Origin of the sequence: Candidatus Nucleicultrix amoebiphila FS5 (assembly GCF_002117145.1) — a bacterium.
GTDB lineage: Bacteria > Pseudomonadota > Alphaproteobacteria > Caedimonadales > Nucleicultricaceae > Nucleicultrix > Nucleicultrix amoebiphila.
In genome coordinates, this window is the sequence record NZ_CP008743.1 from 995,171 (window position 1) to 1,017,401 (window position 22,231).

Genomic DNA, 22,231 nt, shown 5'->3' on the forward strand with positions numbered 1-22,231 from the left:
AATGTTGTGGATTACCATATGTCCAACAGTGATTTTTTTTTATTCATTGTTGTAGGCAGTATATCCCATGTCCAAAAAATTTCTTTTCTTCACAACTTCCTTGATTAGCATCATAAGTTCTGCTGGCTTAGAGGCCACATCAACTTCAGCCAAGTCCATTATTCCTGCCTCTATTCTTTTAAAGCAAACTCACAAACCTTTAACAATCATCGATTTACATAAGATCACTGAAGAAACTAAAAAGAAGCTTGTTCTTTTAGTTTTAAAAGAATTGATGATTGCCCGCGCGCAAGAAAAGGAAAGAAAAGTTCATCGCTATAATTTCTCTGGTGAACCTACTTTGAATGGCCGTTCAGCACGCCCCTTAGTTGATTCTTTTGGAAACCAAATTCCAACTCATTCTTTTGATCGTCAATCAACAAGATCCCAAGAATATGTTACATCATCTGAAGCAGAGAATTCAAAATATAGAGTTCTAGAGTCTCACAGCGAAAACGCAGAATCTTTATCTCTCAAAACCCTATCTCAAGAAGGGTCTACGAGCTCAAATAATAATTATCTAGACTCAGATAATCAAATAACATCTGAATTATCCCGAAACAATAGTGCCATGATTGATCTACAATCACACGATCAAAATGTAAGCACCAATGAAAAAGCAACACATATTGACTATTATTATGATGAATTCACAGGTGGTTACTATAGCAATGGTCATTGGTACTATTCTAAAGAAACCTACAACAGGATACTCCAAGACTTAGATAGTGAGATCCTATTGGAAGAATTGTTGGGGGGAGACCCAAAACCACTTCTTAAAAAGCGTGAATTAATAGAAGCGCAAGCAGGTGTTGATCAACCCGTAATCGAAAGATTACGTCTCCATGGACGTCCCATGAATGTACGTCCTGTCGACGCTGATCAACCTGCAGCAGTTAATAATGTTGTGGACCTGTTTGCAAGAGCAAAAGTAGGCAGAAATACCCCCCCTCCCAATAAGGATGAGACACGTCCAAAAATTGAAAGCTCAGTCAAAAAATTCCTTGAAAATAGTGGTATTATTTTACCTAAAAATTCCCCTCTGATTGACTCAATTACCAATGTTGTTCAACGACTAAAGGCCTTAAGACCAGAGACCCCTATCCAAGCAATCATTGAGCCCTTAGTTGCGGGATTGAACACTATGTTCGTAGATAAATCAAAACATGTTACGAGCGATCCAGAGAAATTTGATGTCATTTCAACATTGATTGACAAAAAACTATCCAAGGAATTTGAACCTTATGCTGGCCTCTTTCAGGGCAAAACAGCTCTTTATTTTCGCAAGAAACTCAAGGAGACCGATACCTTAGAAGATTCAACACTTACTGATGTTGTCAATGAAGCCATTGCTACGGTCAAAGGATCTTCAATTCCAAATCCAGCACAATTTGAAACCAATTTTGATGATGTTGCTGAATTCAAAGCCTATCTCATAAAAGTCTTAACTCCCTATGAATCTTCTTTTGCTGAACTCGGCGGAGTCAAAGGATATGTCACTGGAAAATTGGAAACTCTCAAAGATTTGAAAGATCCAAGCGTTAATCTTGTTCTTGATGAAGTAAAAGAGATTGTTAAAGGTTCTACACTTACATTGTTAACACCAGAATCGACAAGTCCTCGAGACATATACCTTGAGATCATAGATACCTCGTTAAGACCTTATGCTGCCTTTTTCGTCGATAAAACACCTCAAGAATATTTCGAGGGCATCGAAGACCTGAAGTCTCAAGACGCATCCGAAGCATATAAAGCTATCTCCAATATCATTAAGGGAGCTAATTTTGAGCTTCCAAAGCCTCAAGATTTCAATACGATCGAACAATATATAAAAGCTGTTGCTCAATCAATTACGCCCTATGCAGCCGTTAATCCAAGACTGAAGGATCCTCTAAAATTTGTCACAGAGAAATTCGCTGGCATTAAGAAAAAAGATGTTGAGAAAATTTCCACAGTAATTTCTTCAATTCAAAAAATCTTGGGATCTTTCCGTCCCTTAGAGCCAAAGGTTTATAACTTTAAAAATGAATTTATTAAACGTCTCGCAGCTCAGCTTACCCCATTTCAACATAGCTTAGGCGTGCCAAATGTTTTTAAATTTGTCCAAGCAAAATTCCAAGACATTGATTTGTCAAAACCTGCTGCGACTATCTTAATTCAAGAACTCGAATCTGAATTAAAAAAATTCACTGCTCCGGATGTAACAAATTTTGCGAAATCACAATATCTAGCACTTGTAAAACTGCGCCTTGATACAGCTGAATCAGAATTAAATGCGTTCAATTCCAGAGGGACTAAAACGCCATCAAAAACTTTGGGAGACAGAGTTATTGAAAAGCTAAAATCCCTTGACCTTAATACTCCTGAAGCTGCTGACGCAATTAAAGAAGGCCAACTTGAAATCATCAAAAGAAAATTTTTGGTTGATTTAAAAGAGTATTCTGATCTGACCGGCCTCATCCCTGCATTGGCTAAAAAACTGCGCGATCATAGTGTTCTTTTTGACAAAGACCCTGAAAGATACCTAAGAGATAAAGTAAAAACACTCGGGATCAAAGCTGACATATCTAAAAGTGAGATTGAGCTGCAAATCTTATTGGATGAGATTGCAGAAAAGATTTACGCCATTCCTTTATCAGCCAAGGATCAATTTAACGAAAAAGAATTGTTTATTGATAGTTTAGTTGATTCAGTCTCTCGCTACCCAACCATCCTTGGCGGCAAAACAGCTCGTGAATACCTAGTTGATCGCTTTAAGGGTGTTGACAATATTCATACTCTCAACGCTCAAGAAGTTCTCTTGGGAATTGAGAAATCAGTTCAACAAATTAGCTATTTGCCAGATCCAAATGCATTTGAGCGAGAAGAATATTTAGTAAAATTAAGAGAAGCATTGCTCCCCTATCAAGAAGTCTTTCAGTATATACCTTTACCGAAAGAAGAAGCCCCAAAACCAAAAGTGGAAGAGCCACAACTAAGCTTTGCTGAGCAATTAAAAGCGCGTCAGAGAAAAGCTACTGCACAAAAAGAAGCAGCTGTTGAAAATCCTCTTGATAGCTATATAAAGCATATCTTTGAGAATATTCCTGACCACAAATCACCTGAAGCATTCAGAGCTCTGTCTAAAATGAACGAAAACATTCGTCTCATCGAAGGGATTAGTGCAAGCCTTAATGACGGTCATAACCGCTATTTAAACCATGGCGTTATTGACAAAGATGTTCTCATTGATGACTTAGCTGAAAAACTCCACAGCCTAAATGGCTTGTTTTCTGACTCTAGCTTGAAAGAAGCATTAGCAACAAGATTAACACTTCAATCAGCTAAAAAATCTTCTGATATCATTGATCCAATTGTTGATGAGATTATGACAAGAGTTATTGGTAAAAGTGCCAATGATTTCGTTATCAACTTAAAAACCCATTTCGGTGCTAAGGCTCAAAAGCTTATTAACGAACAGCTTTATAAAGATCCAAAAGTATTCATTGATCGTTTTGCTTTAATTCTAACCAATTACCCCCATTTTCTGGGAATTGCTCCTGTCGCCAAGGTACATCCAGATTATAACAATCATCAAGAACAACTCTTAAAAAGAGCCCATGAACTTTTGGAAGGCGAATTTCAGGCATTGGATTTCCAAAGCATTCCATTCCTGCAGAAAATTCAAGAAATCGAGAATCACGTTTTTGAATCTTGTTTAAAAACATTGTTTGAGTCCAAAAAAGCTGGTCTGAAAACTTACCTGATCAACACTGTCCTTAAAAGGGGCGAAGACAGTGATCTAGGGTTTTATTTAAACGCTCTGCGATCTGCGATTCAACAAATTGAACCCATTGCTTCAGGGGCCTCTGTTGACCTAGAAGGTGACAAAACTTTGGCCACCAAAATTTTCTTATCAGAGCGTTCACGATTTTTCCAAAGTCTTGGTCAAGAAGAGACGGAATCAGCTGAAAGTTCTCTTAAAAAAGCAAAAAAAGCGAATGCGATTAAAGCTTTCTCTGCTCTCATTAATCGCAGCTTAGATGTTGTGGTAAAGGATGAGGAGCAAGAGGCGCCCCAAGGGTTTTCTGCAACAAGTCCAGATAGTACAATTCGTAACTATTTTCTCATTCAACCCTTTGCTAAGGTTCGCCTTGCAACAAATATGGATGCAGAAATTCCGGAAGATCTGATTGCTCGTTATAAATTTAGTGAGTCAGAGCGTGAAGAAATTAAAGACTTTGCTTTAAGTCTTTTAGTTTCTAAAAGCATTCAAGATCCAAGTTTTAAATTGGAAAGCACTGTTGATGGCAAAGGTAAAAAAATCCTTGATCCTGAACATACTCTTTATACAGCCTCTCTCTATCTAAATTTAGCTATTGAACAGCTATACCCTGAGGATGTCAGGCGTGTCCATGTTCCGTCAAAACCTGTTAAACAAGTATCAGCAAATGTTGAATCCTATGAATTGCTGCCATTAACAACGCCGCTTATCAAAGAAGATCTTAATGGCGTCATTGAAGATATGGCACGGAAAACACAGATTACGTTACGTTCTAATGCTGAAAAAGAGTTAGAGAAAAAATCCTTAAAAGCCCAAAAAACTGGGGATAAAAAACTTGCAGCACAAGTTTTGCTTAAATCGTATATCTTGTCCACTTTCGATAAACCTTTAAGCTATTTTCAAGCCTTGGCACTACAAAACAGCTCAAATCTGCGTGGTTTGATTTTGGGTCTGGTTAATAAATTGGATAAAAACAAAACACGTTATGGGTGTGATCTTGAAGAAAAGCGTGAAGCCATAACCGATGCGCACTTTATGCGCGTAAACTCTTTTGTCACCGGTCTCGATGCAAAGCTTGGTAAAGTTTTGAAAAAAGAGAAAATCACCCTTAAAGAAAAAGCTTTTGAAGAAATCCTGAGTGTTGCAGGAGGTTCCTTAGAGGAAAAAATAAAAACCCTTAGAGTGCTTTCTGATAAGGATTTACTTGAGCTGCACAATAACATTTTAGGTCCGAATGACAGTGATGACATTGTTGAATCCCTCACGAAAGTTGATATGGGTGTTCGAGATCGTATGGAGCGTATTTTAATTCAGGCTTTTGATCGCTATCAGAGCATAGAAGATGCAAAAGCTCTGAGTATTCCCGAAGAAGCGATTGGTATCATCCAACAATTAACGGGTAAGGATATCTCCCTCTCTGACCGATTAGAAGAGCTCGAAAGTTATGACGATGAAAAATTGATTAATCTTTACAACTCAACCATTCCTGTGGGCACTGATAAAAAAGCGCAAGTTGATAATGATCTCGTACGTTATTTGGTCACTGCAGTTCGTTATGCAAATGCAAAGGAAATGAAGCCTGAAGTTAATTTTGAAATTTCCGATCTTTTCATTTATCTCATGAAAAATAAGGGAAAATCTGAACACAAAATTGATATCGAATTCACTAAAGATAGTGGCTCTGGATCTTCTAAATTAAGCAGCCAAGAAATGGATGATCTTGATTTAAATTTTGTGAGCGCTCTGTTATGGGAAAAGAGAGCAAAGGTTCTACAAACAAAGTTAGATCGTGAACGCTGTGAAAGAGAATTAGCACGTAAAACAAAAAGAGCTCAAGAACAAGAAATTGACTCAATTCGTAAAATTCTCACTACTGATATTGGAAAGTTTACCAAGTCTGTTTCAATAGAAGGTGAGCAAGAAAACTTCCTTGAGAATCTCAAACAAAGTGAGGCGTTGCGTCAAAGACATTTGCAACGTTTGAAAAATCTCAATTCTCAAAAAGCACAAAAATTACTCGAAAAAGCTGATAAAAAAATCAAAAAAGAGCAAAAAAAACTTGAAGAAGAAAGACTTCGACTCGAAGCTGAAAGATTGCGACTTGAGGAAGAAAGATTAAAGCTCGAAGAAGAAGAAAGACTCAAGCGCGCAAGTGAAATTGTCGTTGAAGAAACTGGCAATCTCGAGGGGAGTATGCCTCCACCTCCACAGATGAAAGGCACTATACCCCCTCCTCCGGGAAACATACCTCTACCTCCACAGATGAGAGGACACGTGCCGCCACCTCCTAATAGGGCATCAACATCAGCCCCGAAAAAGACTTTTGGCAGAGGCACTGCGACTCAGAAAGTTGAAAGCACAAAGGCTGTACAGGTTGTCAAAAAAATTGATGATATGTCTCCCCAAGAATTATTGGCTCTTACGCAAGAGGAGATTAGTACATATCTAGCTGAAGAATCGATGCAAAATACAATTACAGAGATTACTTTAACTTTGGCAACAAAAGGTGTGCCCATTAAAACGAATGCTGTTCTAGAAGAAATTTTGAATTTCTATCTGGCTGCAAAAGCGATTAATAAAAAAGTGTCCGTAGAAATGGTTGCAGACGCTCTGGCCTCTGACTTAAAAAGCGGAATTTTTACAGCCCTAGCCGTAAAAGACAAAAAGGAGCTCGAAGAAATTGTTAAGACCTCCGTTCAAAAAGTATCAACAGCAATGGGGAAAGAAGAGTTCTTTCAATCAATTGCCTTGCTGATGGAGCCTTTTAAAGCGCTTTACCAAAAAGATCTTTTGACAGTTGTAAAAGGCATATCAGTGGCGGAAAACCGTCCTGTCTATAAGACTGAATCGCCAGCCAACTTTGAGGAGCTCAACAAAACTGATCAAAGCAAACTTGAGGATATTCAGCTTGAGACCAGAAGGAGTTACCGCAATGTATGGGAGCATCTGGATCTTGTAAATATGAATTCTCGTGATATTAGCTGGTACATCAAAGCTTTGGTTGTCAAAGGATTTACAAAGGGTGGAAAAGATGCACTTTGTGAACGCATAAATTCTATTCTCTTGGTCCATATCGTTGATGAAAAGGAAAGATTAGCAGCACTTTCTCGAATCAAAGAAAATCTGTTGAGAGATCTTCCTGATGGAGCGGATTCTATGAGCATCAAAGCCTTAGAAAAAGGCTTTATGGACATGATTGAGATGGATGATACATTCGCAAATTATGGTCATTTTATGAATGCGATCCGCGATACTTTAGAAAATGTAGAAAGCCTTACAAGAAGCGCCATAAGTGATTTAGGAACCAATAGCGTATATTGTGCAAAGATTGCCCATGAGATGGTTCTTGAATTTTTCGAAGCAGCACGTACAGGAAAGGTCATTGATCCTCTTAAATTCCGTGAGGAAACTGATCGCAAAATTATCGAAAAAGGATTTGATGATCTTTTGAAACATTGCTCCACTGTCAGTGGTGCAAGCAAATATGCTGATAGTTTTAAAATCATTGCTAAGTCCATCTTTGATCCCAATAGCTCTGTGTTCAAAGGTACGACCTATACGAAGGAAGAAATTGATCAACTCTATTTCCACGTAAAGCGTATGTTCTATGCACGTGCTCATGCATCAGGCGAACTCGTATTATTCAACATAAGCAACTTGGATGAATTCAATCGACAAATTCGCCCTTGGATTAATATTGCGATCAAGCAAACCATGGAAGGTCGAGATCCTGTCGTTGAACTCAAAAAAGCTTATTCTGAAAACAGTGAGATTAACTACGATAAACTCGAACAAAAGATGTCTACATCTCTGTACGCGAGTTTCGTTGAGGCATTAGCTTATGAAGATGTCATCGATATGGCGACAAATCTTATGCCAAAGGGTCTTGCAGATCTTGTTGAGAGTTTCAAGCCGGATGAGTTGTTGGAAAAAGCTATATCAGCGTTACAATCAATTAAGGAAGATATCACTGAATTTCAGATCTCTTTAACGACGGATATTCGCTCAAAACTTCTGGCACGCTTTAAAGAGCGTACAACAGCCTTAGTTGATAAAATCTCCAGTGATGCTGCCATTAAGAAAGCTCTTGGTAGAGAAAAGTTTGACCTTTTGCCAGATTTCCGAGAAAAGCTGGGGGAACCTTTTGATCCTTCAACGCTAGGCAGTGATCGGGAAAGACTTGAGCTTTATAATTCATTGGTTCCTGAAACTGCGAGTGAAAAAAACTACTCTTCGTTTGTTGGTGATCGTATACATCGTATTATTGATCTTGCAAAACAGGTCGATAATACATCGACATCCCTTGACTTTACTTTCTATGATTTCATGCGTGAAATATACGGTTTAGGGTCCGCTAAGTTTAGCCTCATGTTAACAAACGAAGTAACCAAAGCAAAAGAAGGCGTTGATGTAACTTTGTCCCTTTTGCAAATTCCTGTGGTTGCGCGTTATATCTGGCAAAACCGTGAGATGGAAATTGCTGACTGTAAAGAAAAAGCCGCCAAAAAACTTCAAGAGGAAAAGAAGAAGGAAGAGATCGGCGAACGTATCTTTGGAATTCTGACCAGCCTTCTTCCTATGGTTGATTGGAGCAAAGAGCCTGAGACAGATGCTAGCGAAAAAGATGGTCTTACAAAGACCTCAAATTCAAGTCATCTGCAAGATAAACGTGAAGAAGTATTTTAATGTGCTGCTTTCAAGATTAAAGACAGGCACCAGAGAGTTTGAATTGAATACTTAAACGTCATAGGTTGATTTTATGACAAATGTTCAAATTTAATCTTTGGTGTCTTATTTTATCGGATTTTTCAGTGATTTAACTTCTTCTTTCTTTTTTGTAGCCCTTTGCTTTGACTCGTGTTATTGTAAGGCGTTGTAATTTGTTAAACTTTTTCTTTAAGGAACTCTACTAATGGCTACCGGTACTGTTAAATGGTTCAACCCAACCAAGCGCTTTGGATTTATTCAACCTGATGATGGATCAAAAGATGCGTTTGTACACATTTCTGCTGTTGAAAAGGCAGGTCTTCGTACATTACAAGAAGGTCAAAAAGTTGAATACACTCTAAAAGACGAGAATGGTAAGACAGCAGCAACTGATCTAAAACTAATCGACTAAGAGATTCATACCTATTTTCTAAAATTTTGAATATGAGCCTAGGACTTAATCCAGGAACTAATTTAAAATAACCTAAAACCCCTCTAAAGAGGGGTTTTTTATAGGATTAAAAAAACTTTTTCCGCTTCCAGGGACGTTGTGTTTTTGCTTTGCGCCATTCATAAAGCAAGCTCCCTCCAATCGTAAGAGCCAAAAGACCATACTGCACAACTTCTGGAGAATAATAATAAGCCCAACGTGCCGCTTCTCTTGCTGGCATCTCATATCCCGTCACACTTTCAAAACATGACAGTGTTGCAAACACACTATTTGAAAGATCAATACTCACAAAGTCACCTATCGTCTCTGAGAGATACGGAAGACCCAAAACCGTTGCTGTCGACCATAAGGCTCCTTTCGTCACCTCCCACCAAGTTGCTTCATACCTTTGGTGAATCCGACCAAAGGGATGTACATGACGACTTACTTGAGCGATCGGTTCTGAAATTAAAAAGCTTAATCCTATGCGACCAGCAACATTTGTGATGGTCGATGTGCGGGGCAGAACATGATCAACAATTGTATAAGAAATTTGACTCACAACCGCACGACGATTCAGAGAGACACTTTCAGTCACTCGGTCTTCAGTGAAGCTTGCTATCGTTGACGAATAAAATAAACCATAGACAAAGAATCCCAAAAAAAGCCTTTGGAAAATTTTATCCATCCCAAGTTTTATTTTAGTGATGGATGAATAAGGGAATCGGACAACGTTCAATCAAGTCAAGCGTACTTGAGCCAAAGAGAACCTCGCGAATCGTTGGATGACTAAAGGCGCCCATCACAATAGTCCCCGATTTGAATTCATCGATTTTCTCTAAAATAATCTCGGCGGGTGATCGTCCATCATCAATGGCATGAACAGTACTTTTTAGCCCATGTTTTAGACAAATGTCATAGGCAGCCTGCGCAATTTCAGTGGCTTTTTCAACTTTTTTATGGATTGTCACAATATCAACAGCTTTCCCTAAACCGAGCCCCAAAAGAAGAAACATATGCAAAGAACGGGCTGCTTGTAGACTCCCATCATAAGCAACCAAGATACGATCTCCTTTAGATGCATGCTCAGGAACAACCAACAAAGGTCGTGGATTATCACGCGCTACCTGTTTAACAGTTAAGTCATTAGCCTTTTCTAACTCAAAGTGAAATTCAGTTGTTTGACCAATAACAATCAAATCATGTCGATGGGATAGATCTTCAATGATTCGAGCGGGAGATCCTTTTTCCTCAACGTAACGAAAGGCTACTTCAGCATCGCTACATTTTTTTGCAAATTTTTTAAGAGCCTCTGATACATGCCTATGTTCTACTTCAATTTCTTCTGCTCCATAGACAGAATAAGCAGTGCCCACAAAGGGTTCTGGGAGAGGCTCCACGATCCAAGTAATATCAAGAACGCCTATGCCAGTAATCTGGGCCTTCTTCTCTTTAGCAATCTTAACGGCAAGATTTTGCGCTGCCACTCCCGCATTTGAACCGTCAACGACGAGCATAATTGATTTCAGCACATTAACCTCCGTTACAATTTTTTTTGATCTCTTAGGATAAATTATAGAGAATCTTTATCTATCGTCAAAGAGATGATTTTAAAATGTCTTAATTATTAGGAGAAAATGGCTTTTTTATATAGTTCCTAAGTTTTAAAATCTTTTCAACTCCCAACAAATGAATAGGAAAATTCATGTAAAGTGGAATCTTTGTTGGATTATCTAATTCTAAATTAATCTCTACGAGAGAGTCTTTAGCCTCCTCAACCTGATCTTCTCGCAGAAAAGCAATCCCCATATTTTCGCGCAGAGCACAAAGAATACCCTCAGCAGAACTCATAATCATAGGAGGATAATGAGATTTCATAGACTTTTTTTGTCTCTTTAAAAGACCTCCCTCATAGTCATCATTAACACGGGATAGATTCGCTGAATTGCTAATCAACCGATGATCCTTCAGATCATGAATTGATTGCGGTGTTCCGTGTTCAGCAAGGTACTCTTTTGAAGAAAACAATTTGACTTCAAAGCTGCGAATATAACTTTGCAAACATTGGTAAGGCGCTTGTTCTTGAGGTCCTATCAAAACGTCGAATCGATTGCTATCGAATGGTTCATCGTCTTCAATGATATTAATGTTCACCTCAGGATAATCACGCATAAAAGGCTCCAAGGTTTTTATGAGCCATGGACTTGTCCAGGTTTTCGCGACCATGATATCGAGCGATCCACATAAATCATAATTTTTGTTCGTTAAAAAATGACGTAAGCGCTCTCCTTCTTGAAAAGTTTTGTGAGCAAAACGATAGAGTTCGTTCCCTTGTTTCGTAAGCAAAACGCCTCGTCGTTTACGTTCAAAAAGCCTTGTATTAAATGTCCTCTCTAAATCGATAATTTGACGGCTTAAACTTGATTGATTAACGCGCATTGATTGGGCAGCATGAGTAAAACTCCCAGCTTGAGCCACACGGTAAAAAATATTAATTTTATTCCAGTCCATGGATCTATTCATGGATCCCCCCCAGCGCTGATCATAGAAATCCTGAGGGATATTTGTCAACAAAAATGTTACATTAATCAAGAAGGACTGTCAGAAGCCGCTTTCTTTAAGAGTTTTCCCCTGTCTTCAGAATCATCATCTTTCAATTCCATAACTTCTTTCACCTTCTTAGCAAGATCTTTTAGGTTAAAAGGTTTTGCAAGAAAATGAATATCCCCTTCTTGACGCAGTTTTTTACGGAAAGAGTCTTCTGCATAGCCTGAAATAAAAATGATTTTAAGGTTAGGATAAAGAGAGAGGGCCTTGTTAGCCAACGTAGGACCATCCATATTAGGCATGACAATATCAGTGATCATCAAATCGATATTAAGAGATTTACTCTTTTTATGTTCCTGAAGAATACTCAGGCCTTCCTCTCCTGTACTCGCTTCGATAATTTCATACCCTTTATCGCGAAGAGCGCGCGAAGAAAAGAGCCTGACCGCATCTTCATCTTCTACCAATAAAATTGTTCCTGCGCCCGTTAGATCACGATGAAACTGGGTGGGAAGCTCAGGATCCATATTCGTTGATGTTACTTTCTCAACTGTCTCACTATAACGAGGCAAGTAAATTGTAAATTTTGTACCTTTTCCTGGTTCTGATTCTGCAAAAATATACCCATCTGTTTGTTTAATAATACCGTAAACAGTTGAGAGACCAAGACCTGTTCCTGATCCCATTTCCTTTGTGGAAAAGAACGGATCAAAAACTTTATTAACATGTTCTGGGCTTATTCCATCACCATTATCAATGACTTCCACGACCACATAATCCCCTTTGGGAATTACTTCATGTCCCGATTGCAGAGGATGGTCCAAATGCTTATTGCTTGTGCAAACGGCAATTTCACCATTTTCTTTGATAGCATCGCGGGCATTAACAATAAGATTGATGATCACTCTTTCAAATTGTCCCTGATCCACTCTCACAAGACCAAGATCTCGTCCATGAACAATTCTAAGGCTAATGGATACTCCAATAAGACGCTGCAATAAGACAGAAAGGTTTGAGAGTGTATCAGAAATGTCCAAAACCTTTGGTTGTAAGGCTTGTTGACGAGAAAATGCTAAGAGTTGACGCACAAGGTTTGCTGCACGATTAGCATTTTGCTTAATCTGCATAATATCCGTAAAGGATTGATCTCCCGGAAAGTGCCGCGAAAGCAGTAGATCACAAAAACCTATCATCGCTGTCAAAAGGTTATTGAAGTCATGGGCAATGCCGCCTGCTAACTGCCCTAAGGCTTGTAGCTTTTGAGACTGCATCAATTGAAGTTGTAATTGTTTTTGCTCATAATTATCAAAAAACTGAATAAACAAACCCTTTGTGGGCAGAGATGCTTGCTTAATTAAGCTCGCATAAATAATCGCTGACGCTTCTTCTTCCCATGAAAATTGAACTTCTAAATGGGCATGCTCAGCAGTTTCGTCAATGACTTTGGTAAGGACTTGATTAAAAGATATCTGCTTTTCTTGAGGTAACAGCGAAGCCAAGGGCGTCTCAATCTGTAACGGTTGGGCCTTTAAAAAACTTTCCTTAAAAATTCTATTGTATCCCTTCACCAACAACTTATCGTCGACGATGACCAAGCCTGCAGGGCCATAATCCAATATGTCTTCTACATTCAAGCGATCAATAAATTCATTTCCTTTCAGGAAAGAGTCATTGGTTCTCTCTGGCAATAAATTTTCAATTCGCCAAAAGAAAACATTTTCTCCTAAGAATTCATAGAGAGAGAACTGTAAATATCGCGTTTTGAATCTTAAGTTATACGTTAGCTTATTTTTATCCTTTCCAGCATTCACCAAAAGGGTTTTATAGTTTTTGAGAGAATCCTCCCCATCAATGTTGTCTTCAAACGTCGAAATCCCTTTGGCCAAAATATCAGGAAACAACTTCTGAACAGCCTGACTTGCAAAGATCACGTTGTGATATTTATCCGTCAAAAGATAAATTCTGTTTGGATCTCCAAAGCCCTCAATAATATTTCTATAATGCTTACCCCGATAGGAAGGTCTATGAAAATAAAGATGGACAAGCCCCGTAAACAGAAGCAACGACACAGTCACTAAACAGAGAAAAAGAGTCAGAGACGTTTTTGGAAAAAAGTAGACAATAACGCCGCCTGTAAGAGCCACGACCAAAGCACTATACAGAGTTGGTAGAATCACTCGGTTCAATAAGACCTGATTATTCATTTTCTCCCCAATATCTCAAGAGATATTATTTTATTCTTATATCTGATAATAGATACATACTTGCTTATAAAAGCTGAGTAAATATTTAGTAAACAAAGGTAAACGATGGGCCGTTTAAAAGGTAGAAAAATAATTATTACAGGGGCAACCGGTGGCTTGGGTCAATCTGTTGCTAAAAAATTTGATGCAGAAGGTGCAGAATTAATTTTAATTGGCAGAAAAACAAAATCCCTTGAAGACCTTGATGATTGCCTCAGTAAAAATGCCCTCCTGATTCCCCTTGATCTTAAAAACACTGAAGGAATTTATGAGATGGCTGCTTCCATCGGCAAAAGATTTGGCTATATTGATGGTCTTCTTGGCTTAGCGGCAACTCTAGGAAGTCTCACACCCCTGACCCACCTGACTCCTGCTCTATGGCAACAAGTCCTACAAACCAATCTCCATGCCAATTGGCATCTCTTAAGAGCTCTTGAGCCTCTTCTTTTAAAATCTACGGGGGGACGTATCTGTTTTGCGACGGATCTCCCAGAAGAAACAGCCTATTGGGGAGCTTATGCCACAAGCAAATCGGGCCTCAATACCATGATCAAAGCCTACTCTAAAGAAATGGAGCATTCAAAAATCAAGGTAAATCTTATTAACCCTGGTCCCCTACGCACAAATCTGAGAGCACAAGCCTTTCCCGGTGAAGATCCTTCAAAAATTGCTTCCCCAGACACAGTGACAGACATGTTTGTTGAAGCGATGGCATCTTAAAGAAAAAACTATTTTTTACCTGCATAAGGGTTTTTGGTTTTGCGAATAAGAAAACGCAAAGGAATACCAGGCAACTTGAAAGTCTGACGTAAGCTATTAGACAAATATTGCACATAACTTTTTGGCAGTTCGACAGGTTTGGTAACAAACAACGTAAAAGTTGGAGGTCGAGACTTTATTTGGGTCATGTATTTAATGCGAATGCGATTCAGACCTGAAACGGGGGGCGGATGTCTCTCCAGAGCTTCTTCTAGCCAACGATTCAGAGCACCCGTTGGCAAGCGAGAGTCCCACAGATCATAACTCTCCAGAACTTTATTCATCAAAACGTCGAGTTTCTGACCGAGCGTTGCAGAGATAGGGACACAAAAAACCCCTTTCACTTGAGGAAGGACTTCTTCTAAGCGCGCTTGAATTTCTTCTAAAGACTGGCGAGAGGATTTGTCCCATTTATTTACAGCAACAACCAACGCGCGACCTTCTTCAACTACATAAGAGGCTATTGTTAAGTCTTGCTTTTCCAAAGGTGTTTCAGCGTCAACCACAAGAACCACAACTTGAGCAAACCGGATTGCTTTCAAAGATTCACGAATAGACAACTGTTCTAAATCTTCATCAACCTTTCCACGTTTGCGCATACCTGCAGTGTCAAAAAGGCGAATTGCCCTTCTTTTATAAGTCCAATCGATTGCGACTGCATCTCGCGTAATACCAGGTTGTTCACCTGTTAAAAGACGATCTTCACCTATAAGACTATTGATCAAGGTGGATTTCCCCGCATTAGGACGCCCTACAAAAGCTAAATGAAGAGGTGCTCCTTGTTCTGATTTAGTATGTTCACTGACTGTCTCGCCAAGCAATTCCTGAAGAGCTTCATAGAGATTCTGTAGACCATCTCCATGGGCAGCAGAAATTGGCGTAGCTTCTTCAAAGCCTAAACGAAAAAAATCCAATAAAACGCCATCCGTCTTTTTGCTTTCAGCCTTATTCGCAACTAAAATAACTTTATCTTTAAAGGGTCGTAACTGTTTTGCCAGTTCAATATCACTAGACAACACGCCATCTTGAGCATCAACCATAAAAAGAACACCATCAACTAAAGAAAGCAGCTGTTGATTTTGCTTTTTGATCTGACTCTTAATTTCAGAGTCTTCAAAGCCTTCAAGACCGGCAGTATCAATAAGTTTAAAACGAAGGTCACCAAGCTGGGCATTACTCTCACGCCAATCGCGTGTCACCCCCGGTAGGTCGTGAACAATAGCCATCGCTTTACCACTCAATCGATTAAAAAGAGTCGACTTTCCGACGTTCGGACGGCCAATAATAAGAATGCGTTTCATATTACTCTAAATGAACTTATTTAACGATAAGCGGCAAGCACTGCATCATCCGTTAAGAACAACAATGTCTTATCAACAATGATGGGAGAAATAAGTGTCTGACCTGGGAGCTCTAATTTTGCTACTTCTTCACCGGTTTTAGCTGATAAAATTAAGGCTTTGCCGTTTGAGCCTGCCAAGACAAGACGATTCTCAGAAGCAAGGATTGGACCAGCCCAAAGCACCTTGCCTTCAGATTTTTCAACGTCTAGAAAACGCGGCAAAGTCTTTGTCCACACAACTAAACCTTCTTCTTGAGTTAAACAAACCAGCTCATTCTCGTTTGTCACCAAGAAAAGAAGACCGTCACTTACGGCAGGACTACGAATTCCACCAATTTCCTTACTCCACATAGTCTGTCCACGACTCAAATTAATGGCTGAAACTTTCCCGCTATTACTAATAAGGAACACTTTACCATTATCAATAACGGGTCGCGCTTTAATATGAGCAAGGGATGATACAGAGTCGACACGCGTCAATGAACTTAAGCTTTCAGACCAAAGGGGATAGCCATTATCAACTCTTAGAGCGAAGACTTCACCCGATGAATAAGGAACAACGGCAACGCCATTATGCACTGCTACATTGGCTCCTCCTAAAATACCTGCTGTCTCCATAATCCCGTTATGGGTCCACAATATTTTACCGGATTCACTCTCTAAAACATCAAGTTGGTTATTAATGGAAATAACATAGACACGACCGTCTTTCACAGATGGTGCAGCACGCACTGGAGAATTTACAGAACTGCGCCATTTTATGGCGCCCGTTTTTGGATTAAGAGCCAAAACTTCTGCATAAGCAGTTGCCACAAAAAGGGTTTCAGTATCATAAGCCAGCCCTCCACTAAAGGGTTGGCTCGCTATATTCTCTGGCCTCGAGTCCACTTCCCACTTGAGAGAACCATCCTTAAGAGAACTGGCACGAATGACACCATCACTATCAATCGTAAAAACAAGACCTTCAGCAGAAACAGGGCCATTAATAAGGCGATTTTCACCCCCAGACCCAGATCCTATATTGGCATCCCAAGCAAGCGTTAAAGATTCTCCCAATTCCACAGGAGACATGTTATGGGATGCATTACCACTGGCCTGAGGCCAACTTTCATTTGCTTCAACGTTAGAGAAATTGATTTCAATGTCTTTTGCACTGTCATCGGGTTTCAAGATCTCTTGATTGAGAAAAATTGTTTCACGTTTTCCCTCAATAACCACCTTGTCCTTCTTATCACAACTTGAGACAACCAAGGCGCTGAGGCCAAGGGCTAAAATAGAAAGCGTCCCAAAAAAATTATACTTCATCCTTGAAGAATCCTTATCGATTAAACTGCTCCAACATGGCCCGCGCCCTGAGACGTATTCCTTCAGTGACACCTTCCTCTTGGCTAAGATCCTTGAAAATCTGAAGGGCTGCTTTTGGATCCCCTTCTTTTAAATAAACTAAGCCAATAATTTCTCGAGCATTGGCGGAAAATGGACTTTTACCTTCAGCAATCGTGCGTAGTTGCTCTAGATTTATTTTACCTTGATCTTGATCCATACTCTGCAAACTTAAAACAATAACAGCTAAATCTCTGAATTTCTCATCCACCTTTTTGTCATTGATAATTTTTTCGTAAAAATCAGATATTTTGTGGGTTTTTTGATAATCTTCGCCGGCTAACCTCATTTGAGCCAAAATGCCATAGCCATTAGAAGATTCTTTTAAAAGATCCTTCAATGCTTGGTCAGCCAGTTCATGTTCCCCTTTGTCCATGAAAGTAATGACTTGATCGTATAGATTAGCGGCTCTTATTTTTTTTTGTTCGGTTCGATACTCCCAATAAATCCAACCAAAAGTCACCGTCAGCGCTATCAAAATAGCACCAATAATGTGATTGCCATAGGCACGCCAAAATTTGATAATCTGCTCAATACGGGCGTCTTGCTTGGCTTCTTCTAAAAGATCATGAATCTCACTCATAGCCTTTGCTCCAAAATTTTCTCGTACATTAACGCGAGGCGAAGCTTAAAGCAAATTTTTCTTTCAAAACCTAGTCTACATCCTGCAGATAGGCTAAATTATTCATCAAATCCGTAAAGTATTCCTTCATAAGCGTATTTACCGGCATTCATCGTAAAATTAAGATACCCAGGCTTTGCTCTTTCTCTCTCAAATAAAATCGCTTTAACCGCTTCCCAACTTGGGTCTTTCTCACCCTTGCGCGAAAGTTCCAGAAGAACATCCGCCGTTTTATAAGCAGCATCCTGACTATTCTCAGTATCCGTATACTTTTGAGCAAGCCTCTTCTCAATTTCTTCAGACGATTCTTCTTTGACGACAGGGGGCGGTACAGGAGGTGTCACAGTTGGTGGTGTACAAGAAGAAATTCCTTCCACAAATTTTTGGCGGTCTTTTTTGTCTTTGTGCAAACAATTTTTCAGACACCAATCATAATAACCTTGTTTATTAACTCCCTTTTGGCATTTGATTTTTCCTGAATTACAATAGCCCGTGCAATGTTGCAGACCTCTCTTAAAGATAAATTCGAGGCTTGGTGGCTTAGCTGAAAGGGTAACGGACCACGTTAGACCGACAACGATAAAAATCTTTTTAAGCACCCTGTCCTCCTTGTTGATTTCTAAGCTGTTATACTAAACGAAATCTTAATTTTTTCTAAAGGAAGCCCGGGTATAAACCCCGGGCTTCTTATGTTAAGCGTTCTTAATGATACGTTTTGCTTTCTTGATAAGGCTTTTTGGAAATTCAATTTTAAGTTTATCAGCACTTATTTGGTTGAGATGAAGTTCTGCTACCTTAGGATGAGATACTGAAATATCTCCGGGTTTTTCGCCGTCAAATATCCTCACAATCATCTCACCTGCTAAATAGCCTGTTTGGTACTGAGTATGACTAAGACACGCGAGCACGCCTTGATCCACAGAATCAGGATCACTAGAAAAGACAGGGATTCCCGCTTGAAAAGCTATTTGTAAAATGCCATCCATAGCTGAAAGCGCTGTATTGTCTAAGCAAATAAAGATAGCATCGACTTTTTTACCCACCAAAGCTCTCGTTGCATCAAGAACATCCTTTGATTGAGCTGCTGCCACATGCACGACTTCGATCCCCTGCTTCTTTGCTGCTTCAAGGGTAAGCTCCATCATTTTGACAGCATTAATTTCGCCCGGATTATTAATCATCCCGATGCGCTTTATTTCTGGCATGATTTCTTTCATAAGCGCAATGTCACCTTCAATGGGCGGGAAATCAGAAGCTCCCGTAATCATACCTCCCGGCTTTTTGAGAGAAGGCACAATTTTTGCGAACACAGGATCCGTGATAGAGGCGAATACCACTGGAATTATAGAACCGCGGGCTGCAGAAACAATGGTTTGGGCCGAAGGGGTTGTGATCGGCACGATGACATCGGGCTTAAGTCCTACAAATTTTTGAGCAATTTGCACGGCCGTTGCCATATTACCTTCAGGATTTTCATAAAGAATCTTAAGATTTTTACCCTCTTCATAGCCTGCCTTCTTAAGGGCATCAATCACACCAAAACGCGTCTTATCAGCAGCTGGATGAGACACAATTTGAGTAATGGCAACTATTTTTTGATTTTCGGAAGAGTGAAGATGGAAGGGGAAAAAAAGAAAAAAGGTAGGAATAATACGTGAAATGAATATCTTTACGGTTTTCGTCGGTTTGAAATTGTATGACATGATCTAAATCTTTCTTTAAATGAGTTAAACGAACAAATTGTTTGATTTAGACGCAGTCGCAGTCGTAATGAACGCATGGTAAGCTCCTATGTTTATATGATTTCAAGAAGGATTTTTTTCCTTCTTCTATACTATGAGGGGATGAAGTCAGTTTTTGTCAAGTTTTTTCATAAAAAAACTTTGAACTACTCTATAATCCTAGTCCTATTTAAATTTTTGGATAATGAAAATGCTAAAGACCTATTTTAAAAAAATTTTTGTCTCATGTTTTTTCCTGACTTTAACTTGGGATGTCCAGGGCAGCAAAATTCAAACGCTTGAAGACTTCATGACCTTTGAAACAGAACGAACCACTTTCCAACCTATCCGACTCCGTCATCTTGAGATGGTTAAAGCTCTTGAGTCAGAAGAGGAAGTTTCTTATGCACAACTTTTGACTCCTGATGAGGATAATGGCAGATCTAAATCATTACGCTTTACCCCCCTTATTACGCAACAAGAAAGCCTTTTAGAGAAGCCGTGGACAATTATCCAAGATCCAAAAGAAACCTCACGCAAGCAAACAGAAGGTTCTTTTAAGATTTATTTTGGTGTTTTTAAAAAGTCTCAAGATCCTATACCTCCTCCAAAACTCCTGGGACTTATCGATCTCTATGACTTTGAAAAGGAACATCAAGACGAACAGAAATATCTAACGATAGAGATTAAATTTGGCAAAGATTCCCGTGGACAGGGCTATGGATAAGAAGCGGTCCTAGGATTGACACGCTATTTACAAGAACAAAAATTACTCGCCCAAAGCTCTAAGGAGCCGGCAAAGACCCATTATCGCGGACTTTTAGCCATTATAAACCCTCAAAATAAAGCGTCGCTCTCCTTGTTCTTAAAAAAATCTCATTTTCGTATCGGTCAAGTCTTTGGTGATTCTGTATATACAGTGTACCCCGATATTGACGAGAGCATCCTTTCCTATGACGTCACGCTTCATGATCAACTCTGCCCACTTTTTGAAAAGTATTTGGACTCCAAAGACGAACCACCTCCCCCTAAAAAATCAAAGAAGGGTGTTCTTTCAGCTGAAGCTCAAATAATATCTCTGGCTTTTAAAAATTTGATAACGACAGATATCAGCATTTTTACCGATGCATTTAAAGATGAAGAAGAACATTTTGCACGGGCGCTCTCCTTGAATCCTGAACTTACAAAACACATCCCTGCTGATCGTCTTATTTTGATTAAGGAAATGCTTCTCAGTCATTTGAGATGGCGTAACTCAATTGCTTCTTTTAAAAAGAAAGAGGATAATAAAGCGTTTAAAAAAATGACAACCCTTTGTCGAAAAGCTTATCGACACGTTGTTCAATTAGAAAGGGGCCGTTAAGCCCCCTCGCTATGAGTGGAATTTATATTTCGCTTTTTTTAAAAGCTGCTCTGAAAAGGAAATCCCTAAATGTTTCGCTGTTTTAAGATTTAAATAGAGCGCCTTTTTCTTCGGCATGGTCACAGGCATATCACCCACATTTTCTCCTTGGAGAACTTTAACACACATCATTCCAGTCAATTCTCCCACATCCGTGTAATTAGATCCAATAGAAGCAAGCACACCTTGTTTTACCAAGTCTGGATCAGTGGAAAACACAGGGATCTTAGCTTTATGTGCAACTTTCAGAACCGAAGGAAGAGCAGAAACAATTGTATTGTCCAAAGGGATGTAGAGAGCATCAACTTCTTGGACTAATTTTTGGGCCACTTCTTTTACTTCATGGGATTTACTCGCCGCTAATTCAACAATCACAATATCCGTAGAAACTTCTTTTTTTAAGCGTTCCAGTATTCTGATCGAATTAATTTCACCGGGATTATAAAGAACCCCTATCCTTTTGAGTTCAGGTAAAATACTTTTCATAAGCTGTACTTGCTCATTAATTGGCTGTCCGTCGGTAACGCCTGAAACGTTACCGCCAGGTTTTTCAAGATTACTAATAAGGCGCGCGCCCAAAGGGTCACTAACAGCGGCAAAAATGACAGGGATTTTTTCGTCCTTCATTGATGAAACGATTGTTTGCGCTGAAGGCGTTGCAATGGCGATAATAACGTCCGGTTTAAGGGCGATAAATTTTTGGGCAATTTGTACGGCCGTTGTGATATTGCCCTGGGCATTTTCATAGATCACTCTTAGTGTGTCGCCTTCTTTGAAGCCCGATTCTTCTAAGGTCTTCAACAAACCAAGACGGGTTGCATCCAAAGAAGGATGTTCAACAATCTGTGTGATAGCGATCGTTTTTTGAGCGGAAGCGTAGACAAACTGAGGGTTAAAAATAAGTAAGAGGACGAGAAAAAACTGATGGATAAAAGACTTTAGAGGAACTTCTTTAAAAGGGTTACGCATGGTTTAGTACTTTCTTCGAAATGGTTGATACTGGGGGTTTTAAATTTTTCAGAGTTCTTTCCGTATCGACCATAATAATAAAACTTCTTCATCGGTATGCTCCATTGTTCAAGTTAATCACCCTCATAAGATAATGATGTTCGCAAGTTTTGCCAAGTCTCTACAATAGTTAAAATTTCCTCAACAAGCTCTTAAGTTTTTGAGAAGAAACCATGGAGAAAGAGTTTTTAAATAGCTAAATTAATCATTTATTAACAAGATTATTTAAAAATGCGTGCATAATTTTATTAAATTTTACCTTTAT

15 protein-coding genes are annotated in these 22,231 nt (G+C 39.3%); 5 read left to right on the forward strand and 10 right to left on the reverse strand.

The window, feature by feature from the left end; genetic code table 11:
* The first annotated feature begins 67 nt into the window (after positions 1-67).
* Positions 68-8,488, forward strand: a complete 8,421-nt coding sequence (locus tag GQ61_RS04810; RefSeq protein WP_085784227.1) for a hypothetical protein — start codon at positions 68-70, stop codon at positions 8,486-8,488.
* Positions 8,489-8,714: 226 nt separating this feature from the next.
* Positions 8,715-8,921: a cold-shock protein gene (locus GQ61_RS04815; RefSeq protein ID WP_085784228.1), complete on the forward strand. Its 207-nt coding sequence runs from the start codon at positions 8,715-8,717 to the stop codon at positions 8,919-8,921.
* A 106-nt stretch (positions 8,922-9,027) separates the two neighbouring features.
* On the opposite strand, the gene GQ61_RS04820 is transcribed toward GQ61_RS04815, so the two are convergent.
* The 4 genes from GQ61_RS04820 to GQ61_RS04835 all read right to left on the reverse strand — a co-directional run bounded on the left by GQ61_RS04820 (position 9,028) and on the right by GQ61_RS04835 (position 13,690).
* Entirely contained in the window at positions 9,028-9,627 is a 600-nt protein-coding gene (locus tag GQ61_RS04820) for a hypothetical protein (protein ID WP_085784229.1), read from the reverse strand.
* Positions 9,628-9,640: 13 nt separating this feature from the next.
* Positions 9,641-10,471, reverse strand: a complete 831-nt coding sequence (locus tag GQ61_RS04825) for a universal stress protein (RefSeq protein WP_085784230.1) — start codon at positions 10,469-10,471, stop codon at positions 9,641-9,643.
* Between the two features lie 88 nt (positions 10,472-10,559).
* Entirely contained in the window at positions 10,560-11,462 is a 903-nt protein-coding gene (locus GQ61_RS04830) for a LysR family transcriptional regulator (RefSeq protein WP_157111145.1), read from the reverse strand.
* Between the two features lie 65 nt (positions 11,463-11,527).
* Positions 11,528-13,690: an ATP-binding protein gene (locus GQ61_RS04835; protein WP_085784232.1), complete on the reverse strand. Its 2,163-nt coding sequence runs from the start codon at positions 13,688-13,690 to the stop codon at positions 11,528-11,530.
* Positions 13,691-13,795: 105 nt separating this feature from the next.
* Here GQ61_RS04835 and GQ61_RS04840 point away from each other — a divergent pair, with 105 nt between their 5' ends.
* Positions 13,796-14,449 (forward strand): SDR family NAD(P)-dependent oxidoreductase, encoded by a 654-nt coding sequence (locus tag GQ61_RS04840; protein WP_085784233.1) that lies wholly within the window; start codon positions 13,796-13,798, stop codon positions 14,447-14,449.
* A gap of 8 nt (positions 14,450-14,457) precedes the next feature.
* Here the strand turns inward: GQ61_RS04840 and der are convergent, their stop codons facing one another.
* From der to GQ61_RS04865, 5 genes are all read right to left on the reverse strand, one after another.
* Positions 14,458-15,789, reverse strand: a complete 1,332-nt coding sequence (der, locus tag GQ61_RS04845; RefSeq protein WP_085784234.1) for a ribosome biogenesis GTPase Der — start codon at positions 15,787-15,789, stop codon at positions 14,458-14,460.
* 20 nt (positions 15,790-15,809) lie between these two features.
* Positions 15,810-17,135 (reverse strand): outer membrane protein assembly factor BamB family protein, encoded by a 1,326-nt coding sequence (locus GQ61_RS04850; RefSeq protein WP_085784235.1) that lies wholly within the window; start codon positions 17,133-17,135, stop codon positions 15,810-15,812.
* A gap of 13 nt (positions 17,136-17,148) precedes the next feature.
* The gene (locus tag GQ61_RS04855) at positions 17,149-17,796 is read right to left on the reverse strand and encodes a tetratricopeptide repeat protein (RefSeq protein WP_085784236.1); all 648 of its coding nucleotides are present in this window, start codon (positions 17,794-17,796) and stop codon (positions 17,149-17,151) included.
* A 98-nt stretch (positions 17,797-17,894) separates the two neighbouring features.
* Positions 17,895-18,434, reverse strand: coding sequence for a hypothetical protein (locus GQ61_RS04860; RefSeq protein WP_085784237.1), 540 nt, complete (start codon positions 18,432-18,434; stop codon positions 17,895-17,897).
* Positions 18,435-18,527: 93 nt separating this feature from the next.
* The gene (locus tag GQ61_RS04865) at positions 18,528-19,538 is read right to left on the reverse strand and encodes an ABC transporter substrate-binding protein (RefSeq protein WP_085784238.1); all 1,011 of its coding nucleotides are present in this window, start codon (positions 19,536-19,538) and stop codon (positions 18,528-18,530) included.
* A 229-nt stretch (positions 19,539-19,767) separates the two neighbouring features.
* Between GQ61_RS04865 and GQ61_RS04870 the strand changes: the two genes are divergently transcribed.
* Both GQ61_RS04870 and GQ61_RS04875 read left to right on the forward strand, forming a co-directional pair.
* On the forward strand, positions 19,768-20,283 hold the full coding sequence (locus tag GQ61_RS04870) for a GNAT family N-acetyltransferase (RefSeq protein WP_085784239.1): 516 nt from the start codon (positions 19,768-19,770) through the stop codon (positions 20,281-20,283).
* 15 nt (positions 20,284-20,298) lie between these two features.
* Positions 20,299-20,919 (forward strand): hypothetical protein, encoded by a 621-nt coding sequence (locus tag GQ61_RS04875; RefSeq protein ID WP_085784240.1) that lies wholly within the window; start codon positions 20,299-20,301, stop codon positions 20,917-20,919.
* Positions 20,920-20,928: 9 nt separating this feature from the next.
* Here GQ61_RS04875 and GQ61_RS04880 read toward each other — a convergent pair whose 3' ends face one another.
* Positions 20,929-21,927, reverse strand: coding sequence for an ABC transporter substrate-binding protein (locus GQ61_RS04880; protein ID WP_085784241.1), 999 nt, complete (start codon positions 21,925-21,927; stop codon positions 20,929-20,931).
* Positions 21,928-22,231 lie beyond the last annotated feature (304 nt).

Excerpts from the sequence above, each read along its gene's own strand:
- GQ61_RS04810 (WP_085784227.1), top strand. The coding sequence starts at position 68 with ATGTCCAAAAAATTTCTTTTCTTCACAACTTCCTTGATTAGCATCATA.
- GQ61_RS04815 (WP_085784228.1), top strand. The coding sequence starts at position 8,715 with ATGGCTACCGGTACTGTTAAATGGTTCAACCCAACCAAGCGCTTTGGA.
- GQ61_RS04820 (WP_085784229.1), bottom strand. The coding sequence starts at position 9,627 with ATGGATAAAATTTTCCAAAGGCTTTTTTTGGGATTCTTTGTCTATGGT.
- GQ61_RS04830 (WP_157111145.1), bottom strand. The coding sequence starts at position 11,462 with ATGAATAGATCCATGGACTGGAATAAAATTAATATTTTTTACCGTGTG.
- GQ61_RS04835 (WP_085784232.1), bottom strand. The coding sequence starts at position 13,690 with ATGAATAATCAGGTCTTATTGAACCGAGTGATTCTACCAACTCTGTAT.
- GQ61_RS04840 (WP_085784233.1), top strand. The coding sequence starts at position 13,796 with ATGGGCCGTTTAAAAGGTAGAAAAATAATTATTACAGGGGCAACCGGT.
- der (WP_085784234.1), bottom strand. The coding sequence starts at position 15,789 with ATGAAACGCATTCTTATTATTGGCCGTCCGAACGTCGGAAAGTCGACT.
- GQ61_RS04850 (WP_085784235.1), bottom strand. The coding sequence starts at position 17,135 with ATGAAGTATAATTTTTTTGGGACGCTTTCTATTTTAGCCCTTGGCCTC.
- GQ61_RS04855 (WP_085784236.1), bottom strand. The coding sequence starts at position 17,796 with ATGAGTGAGATTCATGATCTTTTAGAAGAAGCCAAGCAAGACGCCCGT.
- GQ61_RS04865 (WP_085784238.1), bottom strand. The coding sequence starts at position 19,538 with ATGTCATACAATTTCAAACCGACGAAAACCGTAAAGATATTCATTTCA.
- GQ61_RS04870 (WP_085784239.1), top strand. The coding sequence starts at position 19,768 with ATGCTAAAGACCTATTTTAAAAAAATTTTTGTCTCATGTTTTTTCCTG.
- GQ61_RS04880 (WP_085784241.1), bottom strand. The coding sequence starts at position 21,927 with ATGCGTAACCCTTTTAAAGAAGTTCCTCTAAAGTCTTTTATCCATCAG.